The organism is Ruegeria sp. HKCCA6707 (assembly GCF_013033515.1).
Classification (GTDB): Bacteria; Pseudomonadota; Alphaproteobacteria; order Rhodobacterales; family Rhodobacteraceae; genus Ruegeria.
In genome coordinates this window covers 18,148-44,442 of record NZ_WQEG01000008.1, presented here as the reverse complement: position 1 = coordinate 44,442, position 26,295 = coordinate 18,148, and the positions used below count along the sequence as shown (strand labels likewise).

Sequence of the window (26,295 nt, the reverse complement as noted above, 5' to 3'; positions counted from 1 at the left end):
CGCGTGCTATTCGGCAACTGCATTATCTTGTGCCTTGAACCAGTCGATCAGCTGGGCCAAGCCTGTTTCAAATTCTGTTTGGGCCTCAAACCCCAATATCTCGCGCGCCTTGTCGGGACACCCGCATGAGGCGTGGATCTCTCCGGGGCGGGCAGGGGCAAAGTCATAGCTCAGCGCGCGGCCTGTGATGCGGCCGATGCCATCGGCCAGATCACGCACGGAAACCGAAGTGCCCGCGCAGATGTTGAACACATCGCTATGTCCGGCCTGAGCATGGGTCATGGCCCGCATCAGCGCCTGCACCACATCGCCCACATAGATGAAGTCACGGGTCTGGGTGCCGTCACCATAGATCACCACCGAATCCCCGCTCAGCCAGCGGTCCAGAAAGATGGTGATCACCCCGGTATAAGCTGATTGACGCGATTGGCCGGGGCCATAGATATTGAAGAACCGCAGCCCCACCGCATTCAAACCCGCCGCCTCGGCCATGGCGCGGGCGTGGTATTCGCCCGACAGCTTATCCGCCCCATAGCCCGAGATCGGGTTGGGTTGGCTGTCTTCGCGGATCGGTAGATCGGTTGCAGCACCGTAAATGGCCGCCGAACTGGCATAGACAACCGGTACATTCGCGCCCGCCGCAGCCGAGAAAACCGAAAGCGTGCCCCCCAGATTGACCCGTGCCGAGCCAGTCCAATCGCTCAGATAGGTCTGCACCGAGGACACTGCAGCCAGATGATACACTCCGTCGATCTCTTGCAGCACATCGCGCAGCAGTTGGGTATTGTTGATGTCGCTTTCATGAAACCGAACCCCCGGCGCCAGGTTGGCGCGGCGACCGGTCGAGAGATTATCAAGAATATCAACCTCATGCCCGGCGCCCGTCAGGGCGTGGGACAGATGCATGCCGACAAATCCGGCACCGCCGGTGATCAGGAATCGAGCCATCGAGGATTCCTTTCACACCAAAACAAGCTGCGGAAATCAGGGCACATGCAAACGATTCCTTCGGCCAAGAACATGATACTCAAACAGACACCAAACAAAGGCGCTTGCGGAATATACGTAGTAAAACTGATGATAAAGCAGCGCCTTGATGGCAAATGTTGGGCCACCTGCCTGCCACATAAAGCGGAAAAGCTGGCTGTTGACGGCGAAAACGGCCACCAAAAGCAGGATCAGAACCGGCCACAGCGAGGGCTGCGCGATCGTGGCCAAAAACGACAAAAACAGAAGACCCGCCAGACCGGCCCGCACACGCTCCATGATCCCGGTATTGAGATCATCTGTCAGACCTTCGCGATTGATGATCAGCCGCGACCAAGGCAGCGCACGACAGAAGATATCGGTATGGACCGAATTGCGCACCGACCAGATCTTGAGATGTTTGCCCTGAAGCTCGGGATCCACCACGATGTCACCACCAGCTGCATGTATGCGATAACCCAGCTCGATATCCTCGATGGAAGGAATGCGATAGGTTTCGACATCAAACCCACCGACACGCTTGAACATATCCGCCGAGATCGCACCGCACCCCGCCCACCATGTGCGGGCCTGACGGCGCGCTGTCTGATGATAGAACCGGTGCATCAGGTTCTTGTAGCGTGAAAACCAGGGGCCTTCGGGGCTTTCATCATAAGACCCAAATGCCGCCGCCACATCACCCTTGCCAAAAATCTCCTGCAAGCGCTGGGCCCCGTTGTCCTTGGCAATCACGTCCGAGTCGACAAACCACAATACATTCCCGGTGGCCTTGGTCGCAGCGAAATTGCGGGCCGCACCCGGGCCTCCGTTCTTGTCCATGACATAGACATCCGCACCCATCTTGCGCGCAAGATCAGCGGTGTTGTCGGGTGAGACATCGTCGATCACGATCACCTCGGCTACCTCGCCCCGGTCGCGCATCGACAACAGCGGTGGCAACACGCGCGGCAACAGATGCGCGGCTTTGAAGGCAGGCATGATCACGCTGATCTTTACGTCGCTCATTGAGGTTGCCCCATTGTTCCAGATCTCAAAACCTGCGCCCGCGAGACGCCAAGCAAAATCACGGCCATAAGCGGTAGCAACCAGATCACCCGCGCGCCATAGCGCGCCGCTGGTTGCGAAAGTCCTCCGCACACAAAGGCGTTGATCAAAATGCCCAGTACAAGCATGGCCGCCACAGCCTTCATCCGCCCGGAGACGGGCGAAGGTTTGATCAACAGCGCAAGAATAACCACCAGCGACACCGCATAAAGCGCGGTCTGAAACACATAGACCGGATTGTTCCAGCCCTGGTCACGCCTTAATCGCCCATCGATAAAGGTGTCGTCCGGGATCTTGGCGCTTTCCAAAACATTACGCCGCGCATTGTCATTGGGGATCGTCTGATAGACTCCAAAATGGCTGGCTTGTTCCAGCGTATTGCCCAGTAGCGCGCCAATCGTATGCACAGGTCGGTTTATCAAGACCGAAAAGAAGAACCGGTATTGCTCATCCCCGATGGCTTTCTGGGCCTGGTCATCCAGATGACGCAGCGAACCCAGCTGCTCAGTTTTCTCAAAAATAATATGGCTCGCCGTCAGGCGCATCGGATCGTCCGAGTTCTGCAACGCCTCATACAATGCGCAGGTGGCGATGGCGGCATCCGGGCAATGATCGGCCAAATATGCATAGGCAGGTCCGTCCTGGATCAACCGCGCGGTGATATAGGGGTTATAAACCACAGCCGAACCGGTGCGTTCGGTCACTTGCGATTTGAAAACCTGTCGTTCGGCAACCGCACCCAGCACCAACACTCCGATCAGAGCCGGAGCAATCCAGAAGCTGCGACGCTGAACAAAGGCTGCAATTACGGCGACCACCGGAATACTAAGGCCCGCAATCGCAAGATGAGAGGGGTGCGATAGAACGGCAGCAAAGCCCAGCACTAGCGCCAGAGCCAACTCCCACACGTTCATGCGATTTGCGTACCCAGCCAAAAGCGCGATAACCAGAATAAGCACCGGTGCCAGAATGTCGGGCATCACATAGGCCAGATAAAAGGGCAGGGCACCAAAACAGGCCACGAAGACCGACGCCCCGGCAACCGCGATCGGAGACAGAGCAACCTGATCGGCGCGCTGAACCACGCGCAGCAACAACCAAACCGACGCAAAGATCGTCGCAAAGCCCAAAACCATGATCAGTTCTAGTCGGGCAAAGCTGGTAAGACCGGCCACGATCAAACCATAAAACAGTGACCGCGATCCGTTGACCGTGTTACCCGTATCGACCTGAGCTCCACCGCCGCCACCGCCTTCACCCGCCGCAGCTTGCGCAGGCAACAGGTTCAGAATCTCAAGAGTATTCAGCCCCTGAATCATGTATCCGGCCGTATCGAAATAATACAGCAGACCGCCGTTCAACACATAGACCGACAGGCTCATGACCAATGCGGCCAAAAGCCAAAGCCCACCATATCGGAATGGTCCTGATACCTTGTCACTCATACCATTTTTCCCGGTGTCCAAACACTGGGCAACCAACTAGGTCCATGTCAGGCCGCGCTGGCCGACTCACCCCGTTCATAAGGTTTTGTCTGAAACTCCTCATGATAGGAACGTTCGACATTCACGTTCCACACGTCGTAGTCGGCACCCAGCATGTTACGCGCCGCATAAATCGACGACAGCATGGAATGGTCTTGGTTATTGTAACGATGCAAACCATTGCGTCCGGCGGTTTCAAAGTTTTCCAGCTGTTGTAGCCAGGTCTGGATCACCTCAAGCGCCTCCATATACTCGGCGTCATAGACAGGATAAGCTTTTGGCTGGCGAATAATCGCCCCGTCGATCACCGATTTTGCAGGTGCAAGACCCACACGCTCCAACTCGCGTGCAGCCATCGCCACCAGCTCTTTGTCGTCGGTGTGCCACATCTCTTCATCGTCGTTGAGGAAATACTCCATCCCGATCGACGCTTTGGTCTTGTCGGCCATCATGTCCTGAGACCATGCGCGGAAATTCTGAATCCGTCCCACACGTACTTCGGGTTCGTGGACATAGATCCAGTTGTCCGGGAAGGGGTCGGCATGATCGAGCACCAGCGTCACGATCATGAAATCGCGGTATTTAAGCCGATCTGCTGCTGCGACCACTTCGGCCGGGGGTGGAGGATCCATCGAATGAATCAAATCGCGCAACCCCATCGAATTGAAGAAGGTATCACCCTCTTCGATATAAGTGCGCGTTTCTCCGGTCTCGGGGTCTTGTGCCACCACTTCGACACCTGTGATTCGCATCCCGTCCCGGATTACCCGTTTGACATAGGATTGCATCCGCACTTCGCCGCCCTTGTTTTCCACATGCTCGGCCATCAGTTCCCACATCTGGCCGGGGCCAAGGCGCGGGTACTGGAATTCTTCGATCAGGCTGGACGAATCATTGGCGCCCGAGATCGCGTTCCACACGACCTTGGTCAGCGACAGGTCCTTAATGCGCTGAGCGGCCCAGTCGGCGCGGATCTCGGAACAGGGCACGCCCCAAACCTTTTCCGTGTAGGACCGGAAGAAGTGGTCAAACAAGCGCTTGCCGAACCGGTTTGTCACCCATTGGTCAAAAGTATCTTCCTGTTTGCTCGGGAAAACACGCCATTTTGCAAAGCTGGCCATGACACTCAGGGATTCGAAAATACCCAGATTATACAGCGCATTGGTCAGTTTCAGGGGGTAGTCGTAGAACTTACCCTGATAAAAGATCCGGCTCTGCCGCGGGACGGTGATGAATTCCTTGCCGCAGATCTCATGCCAGATGTCGTCGATCTCTTTGATCTTGGTGAAAAATCTGTGACCACCGATGTCAAAGCGAAAACCTTTGTAGCTTTCGGTACGGGCGATTCCACCAACCAGCTTGTCGCCTTCCAAGACAACAGGTTTGCAGGTGGGCTCAAGGCGCAAAAGCTCATACGCGTTGGTCAACCCGGCGGGGCCACCGCCAATAATGATGGCCTTTCTTGTATTTGAATCCGTCATATTTTGTTCAAACCCTGATCACTAAAAAACATGCCCTTACATGGAACGTTGCCCGAACTCAGCAAGGCGTGGCGACACTTGTCAGCTAAAATCACTCATTTTTGCGGCAATATCACCCCTTTTTACCATTTTCGCCCGAAAGATCACCAGCCAGGAAACAATCTTGAAAACTATACCGATTTTGTCTCAGGTATGAGACGTATTATCGAGTATACCGCAAAAATCGCTCGCCTTACTCGGGCAAAGATGATTTTTTGCGACTGTCAGTTGTTTAATGGGTAGAACAAAGTTTTAAGGTCGTGACTCAGATTATTCAGGAAAAACTCACTCCAAAACGTGTTTTGGTGACCGGCGGCGCGGGCTTTTTGGGGTCTCATCTGTGTCGAAAGATCTTGGACGGTGGCGACGAGGTCATTTGCGTCGACAATTTCTCGACCGGGCGCAGGCGACATATTGTCCCGCTGATGGACAACCCCGCATTTGAACTCGTGCGCCATGACGTGTCTTTTCCGCTCTATCTTGAAGTGGATGAGATCTATAACATGGCGTGTCCTGCCAGCCCGATCCACTATCAGAACGACCCGGTCCAAACGATTAAAACGACCGTAAACGGAGCCATGAATATCCTGGGTTTGGCCAAGCGCACAAACGCCAAGGTTTTGCAGGCGTCGACATCAGAAATCTATGGTGACCCGCTGGTTCATCCGCAGCCCGAAGACTATCGCGGCAATGTCAATCCGATCGGCTTGCGTGGTTGTTATGACGAAGGCAAACGCTGTGCCGAAACCTTGTTTTTCGACTATCACCGACAACACCAGGTCCGCATAAAAATCGCCCGTATTTTCAATACTTACGGGCCCCATATGCATCCCGATGACGGACGCGTGGTATCGAATTTCATCGTGCAAGCCCTCAAAGGCGAAGAGATCACGATTTATGGCGATGGCAACCAGACCAGGTGCTTCTGCTTTGTCACCGACCTGATCGACGGGCTCAGCCGCCTGATGGCCACCGGAGACGATGTGACCGGCCCCATCAACTTGGGCAACCCGGTCGAGATTTCGATGACCGAACTGGCCGAAACCATCCTGTCGCTGACCGGCTCCAAATCCAAGCTGACCTACCTCTCGTTGCCCCCTGATGACCCAACCCAGCGGCGCCCAGTTATTGAGCGCGCGAACGATGTTTTGGGCTGGAAGCCAAAGGTCGACCTGAAAAGCGGGCTGGAAGCCACGATTTCATATTTTGATTCTCTGTTATGACGGCTTAGAAACAATATAGCTTAGGCAAGTTTGCGTTTTTGAACAAACATTACAGAAAGCTATGAAACGTTGCGAAGACCAAAAATGTAGAGGACCCGTTGTGACTGAGGCCACTGACAGCCATGGTCTTTAATAGTTACCTTTTCATCTGCTTTGCAGTCGTACTGTTCTCGATCTATTTTTTGAATCTTGGTTGGCGGATCAAGAAGCTGATCCTGCTACTGATGAGCTATTTGTTCTATGCTTCTTGGAACGCCCCATATCTGTTGTTGATCTTGTTATCGACCGTCCTCGACTTTGTCAGTGGCTACAGAATTTCAAAAGCACTTACCCAAAGACAAAAGCGGTTTTGGCTGATTATCAGCCTTGTCGGAAATCTTGGCGTACTCAGCTATTTCAAATACGGCAGCTTCTTGTTGGAAGGGTTCGTGCAGTTTGTCGCTGCCTTTGGTATCACCTATGAGCCGGCACCATGGAATATCCTGCTACCCGTAGGGATCTCCTTCTATACGTTTCAAACTCTTAGCTATACGATTGACATCTATCGCGGCCGAACCAAGCCGACTCGATCGTTCTTGGATTTTGCGCTGTTTGTGACCTTCTTTCCCCAGTTGGTTGCCGGTCCGATTGTTCGTGCACGTTTCTTTCTACCGCAACTCCTTAGGCCACCTGTCGTCACGCGCGAGCGTTTCGGCTGGGGGGGAACGCTTGTGCTTATCGGCTTCTTCGAGAAGATTGCCATCGCAGACGGGCTGATGGCTCCTGTCGTTGACAGCGTCTTTGCACAGTCCGGGACGCTGCCCAGCGAAACGGTGCTTTTGTCAGCTATGGCGTTTGGGGTTCAGATATTCTGTGATTTTGCGGGGTATTCGCTTATTGCCATCGGTGTGGCAATGATGATGGGCTTTAGTCTGCCTGAAAACTTTCGCGCTCCATTTTCAGCAATTGGCATGCAGGATTTCTGGCAACGCTGGCATATCTCGATGTCCAGTTGGTTCAGAGATTACCTTTACGCACCGCTTCGCGGTAAAAACTCATCTTTTGGTTACAAGCTTTTCGCCCAACTCATGACGATGACAGTGATCGGCCTGTGGCACGGAGCAGGAGTTACCTTTGTTCTTTGGGGTTTCCTGAATGGCCTTGTCATTGTGATCGAGATATTGCTGCAAAGATCGATAGGGTCCTGGAAAATCTGGAAAACACGTTTCGCGACGATCTTGTTCTCGGGCATGACTCTGATGACCATGATGTTGCTGGTCATCATTTTTCGGTCACGCAGCTTCCAGCAGGTCATGGACATGTATGCGAGCTTTTTCACCTCGCATCCCGAAACGGCGTTTTATCTACCGACAACTGAAAAGCTCCTCGTACTGATTTGCTCAATTTCCCTGGCCAGCATTCACTGGACAATGCGTGGTCGACGATTCGAGGATATAGTGAGGGCGATACCGAACTGGTGTCGCGTATGCGTCGGCGCGTTCATGGTGGCAATGATTGGTCTGATGGGAGGGGAAGCGTATGACACTTTCATCTATTTTCAGTTCTAAGCGCTGGACTCCTCTCGGCACCCTCATCTTATCTGCTGCCCTTGGTTTTGGTCTCATTCTTTCTATCGAGTATTGGATCCGATCACTTGGTGCAGTGCCCAGCGTCGAGAATACGATCGCACGGTGGGCGCTTGTTCGATCTCAGGTTGAAAAAGATACCTCGTCTCAAGCCGTGGTACTGTTGGGCGCGTCACGCGCGCAAAGCGGCCTGTCACATGACGTTTTGCGCAAAGCCATGCCTGGCGCAAACATTTACAACCTCGCCTATGTTGGAAAGGCGCCATACGAAGCTCTTGCAGATATTGCAGATAATACCGACTTCAGCGGTCTCGTCATTGTTTCATTTCTTTCCACGTGGCTATTGCCTGATCAGGGGCGTCACGATCAGGTGGAAATGGTTCAATATTATCATAGCCACTGGAATCTCGCCCGTGCCGCTGAGACCAAAATGGGCAATGCCGTCGCAAGCCATATGGTGCTGCGGAACAACAACCATTCGTTCTCGACGATGGTTAGGAATATCGCTCAGACCGGGCGACCCATTCGGACGGACAACAGAACAAACATAATAATTACCGGTGATGATAGGCAGCAATACCTTACTGTAATCGACGTAGATCGGGCGCAACAGCGGGCCACGGACTGGGCAGCGAAAGTCGTCGCCGAGGGAAATTCGGTCCCACAAGATTTCGATTGGGACGCAGCCTATGCAGATCTGTCTGAAAAAATAGGTAAAATACAAGCACGCGGCGGCAGCGTCATTCTCGTTCGGATGCCATCGGCCGATATCGTGTACGAAACCGAAAGCCAGTTTTTTCCAAGAGCTCAATATTGGGACAAAATGATAGAGGCCATTCCTGCGAAGGGTATTCATTTCGAGGACGTTCCAGGCGTTGAAACAATCGACATACCTGACTTTTCTCACGTCCCAGCTTCTGAACGTGATGCTTTTTCGGAACTCATGGTCGAAGCGATAGTGGACACGCTTCGGGCAGAAGGAAGCACGAGATTTGATTTCCAAGTCGGCAACAATAGTGACTAAATAACTGATTTGAAGCTGATTTCCGCGCACCTGTTCAAAAATTTCTGTAAGCCGTAGACTGAGCTACCCGGATTTACTAACACATCTTCAATACGGAACGTTTTGTTTCGTTGCTTGAAGGTGTTCTTGTCAAAGGTTTCCCATGCCGTTTTTCCGAACCGGGACTCAGCTCGTATACTATGCGCATGTACCAAAATGCGGCGGTTCCACAGTCGCGGACTATATAAACAAACGTTTTGGTGGGCTCGCCTTCTCAGACAATCGATATTACATGATTGACGAAAAAGAACGTTGGTCCAAGACATCGCCCCAACATATTAACCTGTCGGCGCTGGACCGGCTTTTTCCAGAAAACTTCTTTGACCGTTCATTCGCAATTGTACGCCATCCAGTTGCACGTGTCGTCAGCGCGTTTCACTTCCAGAAAGAAGTCGAAGGTAAGATCAATGACATTTCGTTTGGCGATTGGTTGGAAACACTGCCCGACAACCCTCGCTATGCATTTGATAACCACCTTCTTTCGATGGATGAGATCGTACCTCCTGAGGCTGAAATCTTTCACCTCGAACATGGGCTCGACGCACTGATCCCATGGTTTGACCGAATAACCGGAGAAAAGTCAGGACCTCGCGTTCTTCCACACGTGAACAAGCGCGGTGACTATCGGTCGGTTTCAACAGAAAAGGTAAAACCGTCACAGGCCGAGATACGTTTGATCACCGAGCTTTATCACATCGATTTCGATCGTTTTGGGTATGACCCCGACTTGTCGCAGCCACTGGCCGCCGCGCCAGAGCTTAGTGATGAGTACCTGGCGGATCGCGAGCAGGCGTTGGCCGAGCAAGCGCGCCCGAAGAATCGTCTGATGAGCAATTTGCGTCAGACCAAACGAATGATCAGCACTCGAATCGCTCGTGAATTCGACGGAAAGTCCTGATCGGCATAGCTTTGCTGCTTACTCTTTTTTGGATACGGAATGAGCTCTGGGCACAAATTTGCCCGGGGTTCAGATGCATTCTGGCGCTGGAATTTATAGTTTAAGCTTCTGTAATTGCTGGTCTAATCCCTGTTTGTGATAGCCATAGATTAGTGAGAAGTGGTAGGTCGCGAACCGCGGCAGACCACTTGCCAAGGCCAAATCTCACCACTTTCCCTTAATAAATTAGTCAGCTGTTAACACTTGGCTGCCACACTTTAGCCAGAAACTCTGTAAATCATAATCGCAAAGGTTGTGCACTCAGCGACTGGTTTCGCTGAAAAACTCACTGGCACAGCTTGGGATGGAGATGGAATACATGCTGATTGTAGTGTTGGGATTGGGGGTAGTCACGGGCCTTACGACCTTTATCACAGCATTGATCATGGGGCATGGCATACTGATAGCGTTCAGCCTCTACATGGCTTCTGGCTTCCTAGCGACACTGATTGGAGGCTTGGCGCTTTACGCCAAGTGCTCCTTTCAAAGAACGCCCGAAACCCAACCAAGTTTCTGAGACCCCAAACACCGGCGCGTCCGTCGCGGGTGAATAAGGCTGTTCATCATTACTTTTTCAAAGCGCCGCAACCGTTGGCAGAGCGGTCGCTTCGCGACCGATGTACTTTGAAAAAGAATACGCCCGATCCAAAGACCGGGCGTTCGGAAGCGTTGGGAATGAACTTACAGACCCCACTTTTCCTTGTTCTGTTCAAAGAACCCTTGCGCTTCTTTGACCTCGATCCAGTTGTTCACATAATTGATCCAGACCTGATCACTTTGTGGCAGGATCATCGCGATGGGTGACGGCGCGCGCGGCCCGGCATTCTTGACCCGAACAACCGGGAACTTTTCTTCAAGGGTCGAACCTTCGATATTCGAAGTGATAAACACATCCGCCCGACCGGCAATCACTTCCTGAAATCCACGCGCCGGGGCCTCGACAACCTTGATCTCAGCCTCGGGGAACCACTCACGCACACGTTTTTCGAACGTGGTGCCCAAGGTTGTGGCCACCGTTACACCGGGCTTGTTGATCGAGTCATAGCCATCAAACTTATCCGCTTTGTCTTCGGTGGTATAGGGAAACAGCTCGACCGAAATGTAGCTGTCGGAAAAGCCCGCAACCTTCATCCTTGGCGGTGAAATCGAGGCCGAGCCGGTCAGGTGGTATTTCCCGGCCACGACGCCGTTCACCAGAGTTTTCCAATCGGTGGGCACAAATTCGACCTCAACCCCCAAATCGGAGGCGAGTTCGTTCATGATGTCGATATCATAGCCCTTATAGCTGTTGGTCGCCGGATCGCGCAGGGTCATTGGGTTCCAGTCGCCCGTTGTCCCTACTTTCAAGACGCCGCTATCCAGTATCTCGTTTAGCGCGGATTGAGCATGCACAGCGCCTGACAATACCAATCCAAGTGCCGCTGCTGCGGCAGCTTTCAAAAAAGTGTTCATCTGTTTCTCCCGTTGGGGCGGATCGCCTTGCTGCCCTAATGTTCATTGATTTAAGCCTAAAGAGAAAGATAACCTCAAGATAATATTATCAATAGCAAAAGCAGGGGCAGATCCTCATATGCCAGACGCCGCGATCGAGCTTGTGGGCGTAAACAAGTGGTTTGACACGTTCCATGTGCTCAAAGACATCAACCTGACGGTCAAGAGCGGCGAAAAGGTGGTGATCTGTGGCCCATCCGGGTCGGGCAAGTCCACTGTTGTGCGCTGCATAAACCAGCTGGAAAAGCACCAGAAAGGCACCATCCGTGTGGATGGGGTGGAGCTGACCGATGATGCCAAATCTATCGCTGCGATCAGCTCTGAGGTTGGCATGGTGTTTCAACAGTTCAATCTGTTTCCGCACCTGACCGTTCTGGAAAACCTGACGCTTGGCCCGATCAAGGCCCGTGGCCTTTCACGGCATGACGCGGAAGAGAGGGCGCGTCACTATTTGGATCGAGTGCATATCCCCGATCAGGCCCATAAACGCCCGCTTCAGCTGTCTGGTGGGCAACAACAGCGCGTGGCGATTGCTCGGTCGCTATGTATGGAGCCGCGCGTGCTGCTGTTTGACGAACCAACCTCGGCGCTGGATCCCGAGATGATCTCGGAAGTTCTGGATGTGATGGTCGAGCTTGCAAATGACGGCATGACCATGGTGGTCGTCACCCATGAGATGGGATTTGCGCGCAAGGTGGCTGACAAGATGATCTTTATGGACGCCGGAGAGATTGTCGAAGAAGGAAAGCCCGAACATTTTTTCACCAATCCCAAGTCCGAGCGGTGTCGCAAATTCCTCAGCCAGATCTTGCAGCACTAAGGGGCGATGATGAGAAACTTTCTTCTGTTCGCAGTTTTCGCTCTTCTGGCAGGGTGTTCGTCCTCCCAAACCTGGGGCTGGTATGTGATCAACCCGACAACGGATGCGGGCTGGACCAACGTCAAGTTTCTGATCTCGGGAATGGGCGCAACCATTCTGATTTCTCTGATCGCAGCGGCTCTGTCGATTGTGATTGGCTTGCTGGTGGCACTGCCCGGCCTTTCCGAAAAACACGGCTGGCGCCTGGTCAATCGGGTCTATGTCGAATTTATCCGCGCCATCCCCTTGCTGCCTATGCTGTTCTGGGTGTTTTACGGGCTGCCGATTGTTTTCAAGTCCGTGGCGTTGAACATCCCCATCGATCCGTTCTGGGGGGCGATCATCACGCTGGCCATTTCCGACAGCGCCTTCACCGCCGAGATCTATCGCGCTGGCATACAGTCCATCGCGCGCGGTCAACGCGAGGCGGCGCAGACAGTTGGGCTGAATTATGTGCAGACCATGCGCTATGTGATCCTGCCGCAGGCGATCCGACGCATCCTGCCGCCTCTGGCCAATCAGTTCATCTACATCGTCAAGATGAGCGCTTTTGCCAGTGTCATCGGTATGCAGGAATTGACACGCCGCGCGAATGAGCTGGTGGTGACGGAATACCGCCCGCTCGAGATCTATACACTGCTGATTTTCGAATATCTGATCCTAGTGCTGATCATCAGCGCCGGAGTACGTTGGTTGGAACGCCGCATGGGCGCGGATGAGCGTGGATAAGGGGGGACCTGATGGACTGGAAAGAGTTTATGGCCGAGACCGAGGCCAACCTGGGCAGCTTAACCAAAGAGGTGCCGGATACCGCTCGCGGGTTCGGCATCATGGGCAAAGCCGCCAAGACTAATGGCGCGCTGAGCGAAAAGACCAAAGAGTTCATGGCCCTGGGCATCGCCATCGCCACGCGCTGTGACAGCTGCATTGGCTTTCACGTCAAATCACTGATCCGCTTGGGCGCGACCCGCGAGGAACTGTGCGAGGCACTGGCCATGGCCACCTATATGGGTGGCGGACCATCCTACGCCTATAGCGCCAAGGCGCTCAAGGCGTATGACGTGTTCTCAGTCGATTAACCAAGCTCGACCGGCTGACCGCTTTCAAGTGCCGCACTGGCCGCGTCGGCCAGTATCTGCGCCTGCAACCCGTCCTGAATACCGGGAGTGACCGATGTTCCTTCGGTCACCGCAGAGACGAAGGACGCCATCTCGGCTTCAAAGGCCTGACCGTAGCGTTCAAGGAAGAAATGCTGCGCGGGTGCACGGCGGAACCCGTCCGAGGTTGCGTATTCCACCGTCGTCTCCAACTGGTTTTCGGCCCGCAACATGCCGTTCTGACCATGCACCTCGATCCGCTGGTCATAGCCATAAGCCGCACGGCGCGAGTTTGATATCTGGCATATCTTGCCGCTGGCCGTGGTCAGGATCACGGCGGCTGTGTCCACATCTCCGGCCTGACCAATGGCCGGGTCCACTAAATTTGACCCGGCCGCGTGAAGGCGCACAAATTCTTCCCCCATCAGGAAACGCGCCATGTCGAAATCGTGGATCATCATGTCCCGGAACAATCCGCCTGACCGTTCGATATAAGAAACAGGCGGTGGCGCAGGGTCGCGAGAGGTGATGCTCACCAGTTCAACCGCGCCGATATCCCCTGCGGCGATGCGGGCGCGCAGATGGCCGAAATTCGGATCAAACCGCCGGTTGAACCCGGTCATAAAGGTCACGCCTGCCTCTTCGACCGCTTTCATGCAGGTGCGGATATTGTCCACCGACATATCGATCGGCTTTTCGCAGAAAATCGCCTTGCCTGCGGCTGCGGTCTTGTGGATCAGGTCGAAATGCGTGTCGGTGGGAGTGCCGATGACCACTGCATCTACATCCGCCGCTGCGATGATCTCATCTGCAGTAGAGACCCGTGCACTTGCGGTCGCTGCCAATGCGTCTGCCGCCTTTGGGACGGCATCCGCCACGGCCACGACCTGTGCATTGTTCAGCGCTTTGATGCTGCGTACATGCACCTGACCGATGCGACCGCAGCCCAGAATCCCGATCTTTACCATCTCTCACCCTTTGAGCGTTTGCAGAACGGTCCGCGCAGCCGCGACAACCGGATCATGTGTTTCTTTTAAGATCGTCACGCGATCAAAGCGGTCGGGATCTGCGTTCACAGCTGTTCGCAGCGCTTGACCAAAGGCCATCCGCAGCTCGGTTCCGATGTTGAACTTGCAGATATTTGTGTTCTTTGCCAGCGCTTTACGCTGCGCCACAGGCACGCCCGAACCACCGTGAATGACCAAAGGCACCGGTGTCAGCGCTTGAATTGCGGCGATCCGGGGTTCGTCCAAGCCGCCTTCTTTATCCTGTTGCAGATGCACATTGCCGACCGAAATGGCCATTGCGTCGATACCGGTCTCGCTTGCAAACGTTGCCGCCTCGCTGGGGTCGGTCCCGGCCGAGGCCTCGCCGCCGGAATAGCCGACAAACCCGATTTCGCCCTCGCAGGAAATCCCCGCCTGATGCGCCAGGTCGGCGATCTTGCGAGTCTCGGCTATGTTCTCGGCCAGCGGCTTGCGCGAGCCGTCAAACATCAGCGACGTAAAACCCGAATCCAGCGCCTCGGAACACTCATCATAGGTGTATCCGTGATCCAGATGGGCCACCACGGGCACACTGGCCTTATCTGCCAGATGCCGGAACATCTTTCCAAGTATCGGCAAGGGCGTATGTTCCCGGCAACTTGGCCCGGCTTGCAGGATCACGGGGCAATTTTCAGCCTCGGCAGCGGCCACATAGGCGCGCATATCCTCCCAGCCCAGACAAACCAGCCCGCCAACCGCATAGCCTTGCTGCAACGCGGGCTGTAGGACGTCTTTCAGTGTGACAAGGGTCATTTGAACTTCGCGATCATGTCCTTGATGCCTGGAATCGTCTCGATCTGATAGGCATGGGACGGCTGGAAGAACTGAACCAGGCTGCGCTGCGACAGGCCGCCAAGAATGGTGAAGTAATACATCTGATATCCCGGCAACACCGCGCAAGGATGATAGCCGCTGTCCAGACAGATCGTCGATCCGTCGACGATGTGATAGGCATCGCCAGGTTTACCATCCTCGCGCTGCAACATCTGCACACCAGAACCATGGTTCGGCTTGAAGCGGAAATTATAGGTCTCGTCATGGCGAGTTTCGTCGGGCAGACGATCCGTATCATGCTTGTGCGACGGAAAGCCCGACCAGCCGCCTTCACCCACTGTAAACAGCTCGGACACCAACAAGCGCCCGACCTTGTCGTGGTATTTGGTGCCCAGGATATGCTTGATCTTCCGGTGCGTTTTGGTCTCGTCCGAGCCGTATTGCACCAAATCCAGCTCATCCTTGCGCACGTCAAACGCGTCAAGAACTTTGTCATAGCGCGCGCCACAGACAAAGATCTCGGCCTCATCCGACATACAGACCATCTCGGCCTTGGCGGCGGTGGGCACGTAAACGCCTTCCGGCTCGCCATCCCAAACGTCTTCGACACGCTCGCCCAAGCCTTGCGATTTGAACCCTTCGATATCCACATCGATGGTGCCCGTGGCCGGGACAATGCAAGTCTCGTACCCCGGCACCGCGTATTCAAACGCCTCGCCCTTTTTCAACTTGACGATGTTGAAATAGTTCAGCGGAACACAGGGATCATCCACATCGACGATGGGTTTGTTCTGGTTGTCAAACGGTGGAATATGCATCTGGGGTCCTCTCAGGCGTCAGTCGGGCCGGGATGTTCGGCCATGAATTTCGTAAGTGTCGGAGTGTCGGCCATCGCGGGCGCGCAGCCGGGGCGCGAAACGGTGACCGAGGCGCAGGCCGACCCGCGCAGGATCGCGGCACGCAAGTCCTGGCCTTCAGCCAGACCGGTCACCAGGCCTGCCATAAAGCTGTCGCCAGCGCCGGTGGGCTTCAGCGCCTCAACCGGCCAAATCCCGGTATGGATTTCGGTACCGTCGGCAAAGGTAACGGCACCTTTTTCGCCCATCTTATAGATCACGATGGTCGCGGTGCTTTCGGCCAGCGCCCGCGCCTTGTCCAAGCCCTTGTCGATCCCACCTGCCATAAAGCCAAACTCTTCATCATTGCCGACGATCATGTCAGAGGCTGCCGCCGCGCGGCTCAGTACCTCTTCGGCCACCTGAGGTGAGGGCCACGAATAAGGGCGGTAATCCACGTCGAAGATAATCGGCAGCCCTGCGGCTTTCGCGCGGTCAAACGCCTCAAACGTTGCGCTGCGCGAGGGTTCGGCGGCAAAAACCGTACCGGCGGTGATCAAAGCCCCGAACTTGGCATAATCCACAGCGGCCACGTCATCGGAATTCATTTGAAAATCCGCAGCCCCGTTGCGATAGATCACATTCCGGTGGCCTTCGACGCGGCTTTCGTAAAACGCCAGCGAGTTGCGGTATTCGCCGCCCACCGGTGTGACATACTCTGTGCCTACACCATAACGTTTCAGCTGCCCGATGCAGTAGCTGCCAACACTGTCATCCGACACGCGCGTGACCAGCGAGGCCTGACCGCCCAGTTTGCAGATACCTGCCGCGATATTGGCCGAAGACCCGCCCAGCCCTACGGTGACCGTCTCGGCATCCTCAGCCGCAACACCGGGATCGGTGAAAAAGTCGATCCCCGCGCGGCCAACCACAACAAAGTTGTTCTTTTTGATGCCGTCCAACAAAGCTGACATCAAACGCCCTTTCTTTGCTTGGGACGCGTGGATTCCCAATCCACATGCGCTGCGCGCACTTTGTCTGATGCGGTGACATGGGGGGTGCCCACCTCCCACCAGGCATGGCCTTCGGTGGTCCAACCTTCGTACGCATCAACCTTCATGCTGATCACATAGGTCCGGTCGGCGGCCTTGGCGCGCTTGAACGCCTCTTCCAACTCGGACGGAGAGCTGACGGTTTCCGCCTCGGCCCCCATGGCGCGGGCATGCGCTTCGAAGTCCACTCCAACCTGATGGGTGGCCGTTGGCGTATCGGCGATCAGGTTGTTGAAGCTTTCATTGCCTGTGTTGTTCTGCAATTTGTTGATGACCGCAAAGCCGCCATTGTCCAGCACAAGAATGATCAGCTTTTTGTCGGTCAGAACCGACGAATAGATATCCGAATTCATTAGCAGGTATGAGCCGTCGCCGGTGAACACGATCGTATCCTGGTCGGGCTCCATCTGCGATTGCGCGATCCGCGCGCCCCAGCCGCCTGCGATCTCATAACCCATGCAGGAAAAGCCAAACTCAACATCCACCGTTCCGATATCCAGCGTTTTCCAGTTTGCGGTGACTTCGGCAGGCAGACCACCTGCTGCCGCAACCACACGGTCGCGCGCATCGCACAGGCGGTTCACCTCACCAATGGCTTGCGCGTAAGAGGCCGGTCCATTTCCGACGCGAGTGTTTTCGGCGACATATTCGTCCCACTTGGCCCGCTCGGCCTTGGCTTTGGCGGTCCAATCTGCGGGCGCTGCATAGCCTGCGATTGCATCCGCCAAGGTGGGCAGGGCCAGTTTGGCGTCACCCACAACCGTGGTCGACATGTGCTTGGCCGCATCATGGCGCCCGACATTCAGGCCAATGATCTTTGCGTCATGGGCAAAGGCGGTCCAGGACCCGGTGGTAAAGTCCTGCAAACGCGTACCAACCGCCAGGATCACATCCGCCTCTTCCGCAATCGTATTGGCCGAATCCGAGCCGGTCACCCCAATCGGGCCAATGTTCAGCCCGTGATCATGCACAAGGTTGGCCCGTCCCGCGATGGTTTCAACAACCGGGATACCTGTGCTGTCGGCAAAGGCGGTCAATTCAGCCACCGCGCCGGAATATTGCACACCGCCGCCCGCGATGATCATCGGGCGTTTGGCCGATTTCAACAGCGCAGCCGCGTCGGCCACTTCAAGCGCATCCGGGGCCTGCCGGCGGATCCGGTGCACCCGTTTTTCAAAGAAACTGACGGGATAGTCATAGGTCCAGCCCTGCACATCCTGAGGCAAGCCGATAAAGGCCGGGCCACAATCTGCGGGATCGAGCATTGTCGCCAACGCTGCGGGCAGGGACTGGATCACCTGTGCGGGATGGGTGATGCGGTCCCAATACCGGCTCACCGCCTTGAACGCATCATTGGTTCCAAAGGTGGGGTTTCCGAAATGCTCCAGCTGTTGCAAAACCGGGTCGGGCAAACGTGTCAGGAAGGCGTCACCACACAGCATCAGCATCGGCAGCCGGTTGGCATGGGCCAGCGCGGCAGAGGTCAACAGGTTTGCTGTACCGGGCCCCGCCGATGCGGTGCAGAACATGAACCGACGGCGCAGCCAAGCCTTGGCATAGGCCGCTGCGGCAAATCCCATACCTTGTTCATTCTGACCCCGGTACAAAGGAAGTTCGTCTTGATGCCCATACAGCGCCTCACCCAGACACGTCACGTTGCCATGCCCGAAAATACCGAACCCACCACCGCAGATTCGTGTCTCGACGCTATCGATTTCGATCCATTGGTTGGCCAAATACCGAACAATGGCCTGCGCTGTGGTCAGCGTCACGGTCTGCGCCGCGTGCCCCATGGATTTCCTCCCTTTTGATAGTGCAAATTCTGCGCTGGTCACGATTGTATGTTGACCTTGGTGGTAGAGTAAGGATATCCGTTTTGCAACCGGTTGCAAGAAAATTTTAGGGAGGGCGCTGGGATGTCAGAAATCGGGATAGGCATCATCGGTGGCGGCTATATGGGCAAGGCACATGCTGCCGCCTATAGCGCGGTCGCCACATTGTTTGACACCGAACTTCGGCCACGGCTCGAAGTTGTGTGCGCGACCTCCAAAGCCTCGGCGGAACGCTATCGGCACGCCTATGGCTTTGCACGGGGCACCGACAACTGGCGTGATCTGGTTGATGACCCCAAGGTCGAGGCTGTCGTCATAGCCTCACCGCAAGGCACGCATCGCGAGATCGCATTGGCAGCCTTTGCCAAGGGCAAACCGGTGTTCTGCGAGAAACCTCTGGGCGAGAACCTGGCCGATTCGATTGCGATGAACGATGCAGCCGTGGCCAGCGGACAGATCAATATGGTCGGGTTCAACTATATCCGCACGCCCGCGTCGCAATATGCACGGCAGCTGGTTGCCGAAGGCCGGATCGGGGAAGTCACCTATTTCCGCGGCGAACATACCGAAGATTTTCTGGCCGATGCGGACCTGCCCGGCAATTGGCGGACCGAAGGCATGGCCAACGGATGTATGGGGGATCTTTCACCCCACATGATCAATGGTGCCCGGGCGCTGATCGGCCCGATCACATCTCTTTGCGCGCAGGTCGAGACGGTCCATGCCACACGCGGTGGTGTTGCGGTGACCAATGATGATCAGGCGCAGTTCATGTGCCGGTTCGAAAACGGCGCGCTGGGTCATCTGTTCTTCAGCCGTGTCGCGACGGGCCGCAAGATGGGCTATGCCTATGAAATCCAAGGCACAAAAGGGCAGATCCGGTTCGATCAAGAAGATCAGAACGCCCTGCATCTCTATACGATGGAAGGCCCCGAGGCCGAGCGCGGTTTTCGCAAGATCCTGGCAGGGCCTGCCCATCCCGACTACGAGCCCTTCTGTCAGGGCCCCGGGCATGGGACCGGCTATCAGGACCAGATCATTATCGAAGCCAAGGATTTCCTGACAGCCATCGCAACAGGAAAAAACATCTGGCCGACCTTTGCGGAAGGCCTGGAAGTCAATCGCGTCGTCAAGGCAGCGCTTGATTCAAGCGACAAGAACGCTTGGGTCAACGTGGCCGACTATTAGAAAGTACAAAGACATGATCAAGATCGGCAACGCACCCTGTTCCTGGGGTATCGAATTTGCATCCGACCCGGCCTATCCGACCTGGCAATCGGTGCTCAGCCAATGTGCGCAAGCGGGCTATAAGGGGATCGAACTTGGCCCCATCGGTTATATGCCCGAAGATCCGGCCGTCCTGCGGGATGAATTGGACAAGAATGACCTGTCCATCATCGGTGGCGTTGTCTTTCGTCCCTTCCATGATCCCGACAAATGGGATGAGGTCATGGATGCCTCGTTGCGGACCTGCAAGGCGCTTGTGGCCCACGGCGCCCAGCACCTGGTGTTGATCGACAGCATCTCACCCCGCCGCGCGCCCACTGCCGGACGGGCGGATGAGGCCGAACAAATGGACAAGGCCGAATGGACCGCGTTCCGGGACAAGATCGAAACCATCGCAAAAATGGGGAGCGAAGAATACAGCCTGACCGTTGGTATTCACGCCCATGCCGGTGGGTTCATGGATTTCGAGCCCGAGTTGGAGCGACTGCTATCCGAAGTAGACGAAAGCATCCTCAAAATCTGCTTTGACACCGGCCATCATTCTTATGCGGGATTCGACCCGGTCGCGTTCATGAAGCGGAATGTCGACCGCATCAGCTATATGCATTTCAAGGATATCGATCCTGCGGTGAAAACCGATGTCGTTGCCAACCGCACCGATTTCTACAAGGCCTGTGGGCAGGGTATTTTCTGCAATCTGGGACAGGGCGATGTGGACTTCCCCGCCGTCCGTCAGGTTCTGCTGGATGCCGGGTTCGAGGGCTGGTGCACCGTTGAACAAGACTGTGATCCGTCACTGCCCGGCACCCCGCTGGAAGACGCGGAAAGCAACCGCAAATATCTGGAATCCATTGGCTTCTAAGGCCAGAAAAGGGAAAGACCTCCTTATGAAAAGACTGCAATGGGGCATGATCGGCGGCGGTGAAGGCAGCCAGATCGGACCGGCGCACCGGATGGGTGCGCAGGCGGATGGCAACTTTGTTCTGGCGGCTGGCGCGCTGGATCATGACGCGGAACGCGGCAAGGACTATGCCCAACGGCTGGGCGTCGCGGCAGATCGCGCCTATGGCAACTGGCAAGAGATGCTGGAAGGTGAAAAAGCCCGCGAAGATCGGGTCGATCTGGTTACTGTGGCCACGCCGAACTCGACCCATTTCGAGATCACAAAAGCCTTCCTTGAGGCGGGGTTTAACGTGCTTTGCGAAAAGCCGATGACCATGACCGTGGAAGAGGCGGAAGAGGTCGTGAAGATCGCCGAAAAGACTGGGCAGATCTGCGCGGTCAACTACTGCTATTCGGCCTATCCGATGGTGCGCGAGATGCGCAACATGGTCGCAAAGGGCGAGATCGGCCAAGTACGCCTGATCGTGACCAATTTCAGCCACGGACACCACGGCGACGCAGCGGATGCCGATAATCCGCGCGTCCGTTGGCGTTATGATCCGGAGATGGCCGGGGTCTCGGGCCAGTTTGCCGATTGCGGCATCCACGCAATGCATATGGCCAGCTTTATCGCAGGTGACGAGGTGCGCTCTTTGTCCGCGGATTTTGCCTCGACCATTGGCAGCCGAGAGCTGGAAGACGACGCGATGGTCAATTTCCGAATGGAAAGCGGTACGGTCGGGCGGCTTTGGACCTCATCGGTGGCGGTTGGCCGTCAGCATGGGTTCGAGATTCAGGTATTTGGCGAAACCGGTGGTATGAAATGGTTTGCCGAACAGCCCAACCAGATCATGTATACGCCCTTGGGTGGTCGCACCCAGATCATCGAGAAAGGTGAGAGCGGTCTGTCCGACGAGGCGGCACGCCTCAGCCGTGTTGCCATCGCCCACCCCGAAGGGTTTCCGATGGCAGTGGCCAATATCTATGTGGATCTGGCCGCAGCGATCCGGGGCGAAGCCCATGGCGCGTTCCCGTCTGCCACGGATGGGCTGCGCTCGATTGCGGCGGTGCATCAGGCTGTCGCTTCGGCCAAGGCTGACGGCGCGTGGCTGGATGCGCGTCCACCAATGTTTCGCTGAACAACGTTAGAGCAGGGGGCGCAATGTGCCCCTTTCCACAATCGTACATGCAAAAAGCCGCGCCTCAGGCAGCCGGTTTTCGTCTTTCAAACAGGCCTCGATCAGCTCGATAGACGAATTGATAATCTGCCCGATCGGGTTGCCGATGGTGGTAAGGTTGATGTTCTGCCAGCCGGCCATTTCCATGTCGTTCAGACCAATGATCCCGATGTCCTCTGGTACGCTCAGTCCGGCCGTTTGAATGGCGGACAGAGCCCCGATGGACAGCACGTCGTCCCCGCAGAAATAGGCTTCGGCGGGTTCGCTTTGCAGCAGGTTCAGCATTTCCGCACGGCCTGCATCGAAAGAGTAATTGCTGGCAAAGCTGACCGACCACTGCATCGATGGATGCGCATCTAAAACCTCGGCAAAACCTTTCAATCGGTCTTGTGTCGAGGTGGCGCTTTCGGGGCCACCCAGAAACGCCACGCGGGTATATCCCCGAGCAATCAGGGTACCGGCGGCCAGTCGACCAGCCTCGATATTGTCGATCCCCAAAACGTTGACCTTGGGGCTGGGCGAGTGGCGGCCAAAGGAATGTACAACCGGGATGCCAACATCCTTGAACGCCTCGGCAAAGGTTGCAGGCAATGTTGATGAGGCCACGATGACCCCATCCACGGAATAGGCCTGCAGCATGCGCAAGGACGCAGTGGGCTCGGTCTCATCCGTCAGGTTTACCAGCAAGGGGCGCAATCCGCGCTGCTGTAGTCCTTTGGTGAATTGGTCGAACACCCGCAGGAAAATGGGGTTGTGAAAGTTGTTTGACACCAACCCGATCAGCTTTGTGCGCCCCGTGGTCAGGGATGACGCCAAAGCGTTGGGGCTGTAACCCAAAGCAGCAGCGGCCTTTTCCACCTTTGCGCGGGTCTTTGGGCTGACAGAGGCGCCTTCGGTGTAGGTGCGCGAGACAGCAGATCGGGACACGCCCGCACGTTCTGCAACCTCTTTCAATGTCACCGGCACCAAGAACGCTCCTTTGCCTATTCCTTATCTTCGGCTTCAGCTGCCGCCCGGACCGCATCCCAATCCGCGATATACAGCTTCCAACCGGCGATGCCACCGAGCCCCAGGAAGATCAAGCCCCAAGCAAGCGCGCCGGTTGAAAACTCGAATATCGCCCAAAGAACAGGCACAATCACAACCAGAACGCGCCGCCATACGGGCAGAAAGAAAGGTATGTCGAAATCGAGTAACCTTGCTTGCTTCTTAGGCGGCACCTTCGTACTCGGCTCCTGTCTTGGCGCCCGTGATATAAGCCACGATGTCCTGACCGTCGGTGTCTTCTTTTTTGAGGTTCGCAACGATCCGCCCGCGACGGAAAACGATGATCCGGTCGACCAGATCCATCACCTGACGCATGTTGTGGCTGATCAGGATCAAAGGCTCACCTTGTTCCTTCAGCGTGCGGATGATATTTTCGACCTGAGCTGTTTCCTGCACGCCCAGGGCCGCAGTAGGCTCATCCATGATCGTCAGCTTCGAATGGAACGAGGCCGTGCGCGCGATGGCAACACATTGGCGCTGACCCCCTGACATGTTCTGGATCGTGTTGCGAATATTGGGGATCTTGACGCCGGTCTTTTCCAAAGCGGCTAGCGTGTCGTTCCGCATAGCCTTGTAATCCAGGAACCGGAACGGACCCAACCAATCGAATTTGGTCTTTTCGCGCCCCAGAAACAGGTTGTCAGGCACGTCCAGCGCATCGGCGAGGGCCAGGGTTTGGAACACGGTTTCGATCCCGGCTTCGCGGGCATCAAGAGGGCCCGAGAAATGAACCTCTTGACCATCAAAGATCACCGTGCCGCTGGTGCGTTGTTCCACGCCGGTGATTTGACGCACGAAGGTCGATTTTCCGGCCCCGTTATCACCCATGATTGCCACGTGTTCGCCCTTGTGCAGAACAAAATTGGCGTCGTTCAAGGCATGCACACCACCGTAGTGTTTTGTGAGGCCCTTGGTTTCAAGAATGATTTCACTCATGTCTGCCTCCTTAACTGCGCGCTGCCGCACGTTCTTGTCGCATCTTATCCAGCACCACAGCGGCGATAATGATCCCACCCATGGCCATGAGCTGATAGAAGGCATCAAGTTTCACATAGGTAAACCCGGACTGGATCACGCCAAAGACCATCGCACCCAACACTGTTCCTGGGATCGATCCTCTCCCGCCGGTCAGACTGACGCCGCCGATAACGGCCATGGCAATGGCGTAGAGTTCATAGAAAATACCCATGCCCGATTGTGCCGTCAGGTTCTTCGAGCTCAGCACGATGGCCGCAAAAGCCGCCAGCATCGAGGCGATCATGTAAACGCGCACCTTGTGCCGTTTGACATTGATCCCTGACATCCGCGCAGCATCCTCGTTCGACCCAATCGCGTAAGTATGTTTGCCGTGCAGAGTATATCGCATGACGATATGCATCAGGATGGCAAGCCCAACGAACCAGAAGACCGGCATCATACCCTTGCCCAAGGCAGCAAAGCTTTCGGTCGGGAACGAAACCGGCTGACCGCGTGTCCAGGCCTGGGCGATGCCACGGCAGATCAGGAACATGCCCAGAGTGGCGATGAAAGGTGGAATGCGGGTATAGGCAATCAGCGCCCCGTTGATCGAGCCTATAATGGCCCCGAAAGTCAGCCCGACCAACACCGGTATGATCACCGGCAAGTCAAAGGCCCATGGTCCAAAAACCGCTTTGGGGTTGGGGTTGCCGTTGACCAGCTCGGTCTGGGCAAAGGACATCACGATCATTGCTGTCGCGCCCACCAAGGGCCCCGAGGACAGATCGATCCCGCCCGAGATGATCACCTGCGTCACCCCAAGCGCGATGATCCCGATGATCGAAACCTGAAGGATGATGATGCGCAACCGCGCCTCATTGAAAATGGTGTCAAAGCGGTCCTGCGTATCAAACAGGAAGCTTTGTCCGTTCATATAGGGCAGGACCTGACCCAGAATCTCGAAGATAACCACAATTATGATCATCGCGAGGAAGATGTTCAGCTCTCCCGGCAGTGATCGTTTCTTTTTGTCGTAGGTTAACCCGCCAATTCCGTGCGACGTATCGGCCATCGGTCAGTCCCTCCCTCTATACTACTCGTGTCTCGCCCGGATCGGGAGAGGGGGCAGCACCGCAGGCGCTGCCCTCTGTTCTTGCGTACTGTCTTTACTGGAATTCAGCGGCGTTTTCGGGTGTCACCAGAATGAAGGGGATGAACACGGTCTTGTCGACATCTTCCCCAGCTGCCAGTTTCAGCGCCGTATCGATCGAACCCGCGCCCTGACCGGCCAGATCCTGGAACACAGTGACGTCAAGGTCACCAGCTGCCATCGCCACCAGAGCATCCGGGGTCGCGTCTACGCCGCCAACCTGCACGTCTGCCATGTCGATGCCACCGGCCTTCATCGCCTGAATCGCGCCAATCGCCATCTCGTCATTGTTGGCGATTACAAAGTCAAACGGCTCGCCCGAAGACATCCAGTTGGTCATAAGGTCTTGTGCTTCATCACGCGACCAGTTTGCGGTCTGCTCGTCGATCAACTCCATAAAGTTGCACATATCCATACCTATCACGTCATGCACGTCTTTCGAGCGCTGCACCGCAGCCTGGTTCGAAAGCTGACCGTTCATCAGATAACCGCGCGCACCGCCCGATTTGCCTTCTGCGCGCAAGTTGCGGCAGATCTGGAACGCTTCCAGTGTACCGGATTCGATCTCGTTCGAGGCCACAAAGGCCTGGCCATCAGGCAATGTGTCCATGTTGACCGGCTGGCGGTTGACATAAACCAGAGGGACACCCGCAGCAGCGGCCGCGTTCGACATCGCTTCGGTTGCATTGGTATCCACAGCATTCACGATGATTGCGTCAACGCCGGATGCGATGAAGTTGTTGATCTGGTCCAACTGGCGGGCAACGTCGTCCTGCGCATCTTCCATCTGAAGGTTCACACCATCCAGTGTTTCGATATGCGCGGTCATGCCGTTGCGCATGATGGTCAAGCCGTTGTCGTCAAAACGCGCGATGGATGCGCCGATATTCTGCGCCATCGCAGAGCCGCCCATCATAAGCGCGGACAGGCCAGCGGCCAAAAAGATCTTTTTCATGGTTCTCTCCCGGTTTTCGTGCAAGCGCACGTCTTTGTCACGTCTGGCCAAGACCACACCGGACATTCGACTCTACCAGTATCGAACAC

25 protein-coding genes are annotated in these 26,295 nt (G+C 55.7%); 10 read left to right on the top strand and 15 right to left on the bottom strand.

Annotation, left to right across the window (positions count from 1 at the left end):
• Nucleotides 1–6: 6 nt before the first annotated feature.
• From GOW40_RS17475 to GOW40_RS17460, 4 genes are read right to left on the bottom strand one after another with little or no spacing between them, the layout of a single operon-like run.
• Nucleotides 7–948: an NAD-dependent epimerase/dehydratase family protein gene (locus tag GOW40_RS17475; RefSeq protein ID WP_171133184.1), complete on the bottom strand. Its 942-nt coding sequence runs from the start codon at nt 946–948 to the stop codon at nt 7–9.
• Nucleotides 949–984: 36 nt separating this feature from the next.
• Nucleotides 985–1,992 carry a glycosyltransferase family 2 protein gene (locus GOW40_RS17470; protein ID WP_171231107.1) on the bottom strand — a complete coding sequence of 336 codons (1,008 nt, stop codon included), beginning with the start codon at nt 1,990–1,992 and terminating at the stop codon, nt 985–987.
• Nucleotides 1,989–3,476: a hypothetical protein gene (locus GOW40_RS17465; RefSeq protein WP_171133186.1), complete on the bottom strand. Its 1,488-nt coding sequence runs from the start codon at nt 3,474–3,476 to the stop codon at nt 1,989–1,991. Before GOW40_RS17465 ends, GOW40_RS17470 begins: the two co-directional genes overlap by 4 nt.
• Before the next feature lie 47 nt (nt 3,477–3,523).
• Nucleotides 3,524–4,996 carry an NAD(P)/FAD-dependent oxidoreductase gene (locus GOW40_RS17460; protein ID WP_171133187.1) on the bottom strand — a complete coding sequence of 491 codons (1,473 nt, stop codon included), beginning with the start codon at nt 4,994–4,996 and terminating at the stop codon, nt 3,524–3,526.
• A gap of 299 nt (nt 4,997–5,295) precedes the next feature.
• On the opposite strand from GOW40_RS17460, the gene GOW40_RS17455 reads away from it, so the two are divergent.
• The 4 genes from GOW40_RS17455 (at nt 5,296) to GOW40_RS17440 (ending at nt 9,784) form a co-directional block, all read left to right on the top strand.
• Complete coding sequence (locus tag GOW40_RS17455) at nt 5,296–6,258, top strand: UDP-glucuronic acid decarboxylase family protein (RefSeq protein ID WP_371731865.1); 963 nt, start codon at nt 5,296–5,298, stop codon at nt 6,256–6,258.
• Nucleotides 6,259–6,440: 182 nt separating this feature from the next.
• A complete protein-coding gene (locus GOW40_RS17450) occupies nt 6,441–7,805 on the top strand; it encodes an MBOAT family protein (RefSeq protein WP_171231106.1) in 1,365 nt (454 codons plus the stop codon).
• Complete coding sequence (locus GOW40_RS17445; protein WP_171136743.1) at nt 7,777–8,847, top strand: hypothetical protein; 1,071 nt, start codon at nt 7,777–7,779, stop codon at nt 8,845–8,847. The genes GOW40_RS17450 and GOW40_RS17445 overlap by 29 nt, the downstream gene beginning before the upstream one ends.
• A gap of 142 nt (nt 8,848–8,989) precedes the next feature.
• Nucleotides 8,990–9,784 (top strand): sulfotransferase family 2 domain-containing protein, encoded by a 795-nt coding sequence (locus tag GOW40_RS17440; RefSeq protein WP_171133190.1) that lies wholly within the window; start codon nt 8,990–8,992, stop codon nt 9,782–9,784.
• Between the two features lie 720 nt (nt 9,785–10,504).
• Here GOW40_RS17440 and GOW40_RS17435 read toward each other — a convergent pair.
• On the bottom strand, nt 10,505–11,275 hold the full coding sequence (locus tag GOW40_RS17435; RefSeq protein WP_171133191.1) for a transporter substrate-binding domain-containing protein: 771 nt from the start codon (nt 11,273–11,275) through the stop codon (nt 10,505–10,507).
• Between the two features lie 118 nt (nt 11,276–11,393).
• On the opposite strand from GOW40_RS17435, the gene GOW40_RS17430 reads away from it, so the two are divergent.
• The 3 genes from GOW40_RS17430 to GOW40_RS17420 are packed head-to-tail and all read left to right on the top strand — an operon-like array spanning nt 11,394 to nt 13,252.
• Nucleotides 11,394–12,134, top strand: a complete 741-nt coding sequence (locus GOW40_RS17430) for an amino acid ABC transporter ATP-binding protein (protein ID WP_171133192.1) — start codon at nt 11,394–11,396, stop codon at nt 12,132–12,134.
• Nucleotides 12,135–12,143: 9 nt separating this feature from the next.
• Nucleotides 12,144–12,902: an amino acid ABC transporter permease gene (locus GOW40_RS17425; protein WP_171133193.1), complete on the top strand. Its 759-nt coding sequence runs from the start codon at nt 12,144–12,146 to the stop codon at nt 12,900–12,902.
• An 11-nt stretch (nt 12,903–12,913) separates the two neighbouring features.
• The gene (locus GOW40_RS17420; RefSeq protein WP_171102187.1) at nt 12,914–13,252 is read left to right on the top strand and encodes a carboxymuconolactone decarboxylase family protein; all 339 of its coding nucleotides are present in this window, start codon (nt 12,914–12,916) and stop codon (nt 13,250–13,252) included.
• Here GOW40_RS17420 and iolG read toward each other — a convergent pair.
• Genes iolG through iolD form a run of 5 tightly spaced genes read right to left on the bottom strand, consistent with a single transcriptional unit; the run spans nt 13,249 to nt 18,771 of the window.
• On the bottom strand, nt 13,249–14,238 hold the full coding sequence (gene iolG / locus GOW40_RS17415; protein ID WP_171133194.1) for an inositol 2-dehydrogenase: 990 nt from the start codon (nt 14,236–14,238) through the stop codon (nt 13,249–13,251). The two genes, GOW40_RS17420 and iolG, sit on opposite strands and share 4 nt — an antisense overlap.
• A gap of 3 nt (nt 14,239–14,241) precedes the next feature.
• The gene (locus tag GOW40_RS17410) at nt 14,242–15,069 is read right to left on the bottom strand and encodes a class II fructose-bisphosphate aldolase (protein WP_171133195.1); all 828 of its coding nucleotides are present in this window, start codon (nt 15,067–15,069) and stop codon (nt 14,242–14,244) included.
• On the bottom strand, nt 15,066–15,908 hold the full coding sequence (locus tag GOW40_RS17405) for a 5-deoxy-glucuronate isomerase (RefSeq protein ID WP_171133196.1): 843 nt from the start codon (nt 15,906–15,908) through the stop codon (nt 15,066–15,068). The genes GOW40_RS17410 and GOW40_RS17405 overlap by 4 nt, the downstream gene beginning before the upstream one ends.
• Nucleotides 15,909–15,919: 11 nt before the next feature.
• Entirely contained in the window at nt 15,920–16,900 is a 981-nt protein-coding gene (locus tag GOW40_RS17400) for a PfkB family carbohydrate kinase (protein ID WP_171133197.1), read from the bottom strand.
• A complete protein-coding gene (gene iolD, locus GOW40_RS17395) occupies nt 16,900–18,771 on the bottom strand; it encodes a 3D-(3,5/4)-trihydroxycyclohexane-1,2-dione acylhydrolase (decyclizing) (protein WP_171231105.1) in 1,872 nt (623 codons plus the stop codon). Before iolD ends, GOW40_RS17400 begins: the two co-directional genes overlap by 1 nt.
• A gap of 123 nt (nt 18,772–18,894) precedes the next feature.
• On the opposite strand from iolD, the gene GOW40_RS17390 reads away from it, so the two are divergent.
• From GOW40_RS17390 to GOW40_RS17380, 3 genes are read left to right on the top strand one after another with little or no spacing between them, the layout of a single operon-like run.
• The gene (locus tag GOW40_RS17390) at nt 18,895–19,998 is read left to right on the top strand and encodes a Gfo/Idh/MocA family protein (RefSeq protein ID WP_171133199.1); all 1,104 of its coding nucleotides are present in this window, start codon (nt 18,895–18,897) and stop codon (nt 19,996–19,998) included.
• Between the two features lie 13 nt (nt 19,999–20,011).
• Nucleotides 20,012–20,899: a sugar phosphate isomerase/epimerase gene (locus GOW40_RS17385; RefSeq protein ID WP_171133200.1), complete on the top strand. Its 888-nt coding sequence runs from the start codon at nt 20,012–20,014 to the stop codon at nt 20,897–20,899.
• Nucleotides 20,900–20,924: 25 nt separating this feature from the next.
• The gene (locus GOW40_RS17380) at nt 20,925–22,058 is read left to right on the top strand and encodes a Gfo/Idh/MocA family protein (protein WP_171133201.1); all 1,134 of its coding nucleotides are present in this window, start codon (nt 20,925–20,927) and stop codon (nt 22,056–22,058) included.
• 6 nt (nt 22,059–22,064) lie between these two features.
• Here GOW40_RS17380 and GOW40_RS17375 read toward each other — a convergent pair whose 3' ends face one another.
• The 5 genes from GOW40_RS17375 to GOW40_RS17355 all read right to left on the bottom strand — a co-directional run bounded on the left by GOW40_RS17375 (nt 22,065) and on the right by GOW40_RS17355 (nt 26,206).
• Complete coding sequence (locus GOW40_RS17375; RefSeq protein ID WP_171133202.1) at nt 22,065–23,063, bottom strand: LacI family DNA-binding transcriptional regulator; 999 nt, start codon at nt 23,061–23,063, stop codon at nt 22,065–22,067.
• Nucleotides 23,064–23,080: 17 nt separating this feature from the next.
• The gene (locus GOW40_RS17370) at nt 23,081–23,317 is read right to left on the bottom strand and encodes a hypothetical protein (RefSeq protein WP_171133203.1); all 237 of its coding nucleotides are present in this window, start codon (nt 23,315–23,317) and stop codon (nt 23,081–23,083) included.
• Nucleotides 23,307–24,080, bottom strand: coding sequence for an ATP-binding cassette domain-containing protein (locus GOW40_RS17365; RefSeq protein WP_171133204.1), 774 nt, complete (start codon nt 24,078–24,080; stop codon nt 23,307–23,309). Before GOW40_RS17365 ends, GOW40_RS17370 begins: the two co-directional genes overlap by 11 nt.
• 10 nt (nt 24,081–24,090) lie before the next feature.
• Nucleotides 24,091–25,173, bottom strand: coding sequence for an ABC transporter permease (locus GOW40_RS17360; RefSeq protein ID WP_171102199.1), 1,083 nt, complete (start codon nt 25,171–25,173; stop codon nt 24,091–24,093).
• A gap of 94 nt (nt 25,174–25,267) precedes the next feature.
• On the bottom strand, nt 25,268–26,206 hold the full coding sequence (locus GOW40_RS17355) for a sugar ABC transporter substrate-binding protein (RefSeq protein WP_171133205.1): 939 nt from the start codon (nt 26,204–26,206) through the stop codon (nt 25,268–25,270).
• Between the last annotated feature and the right edge of the window lie 89 nt (nt 26,207–26,295).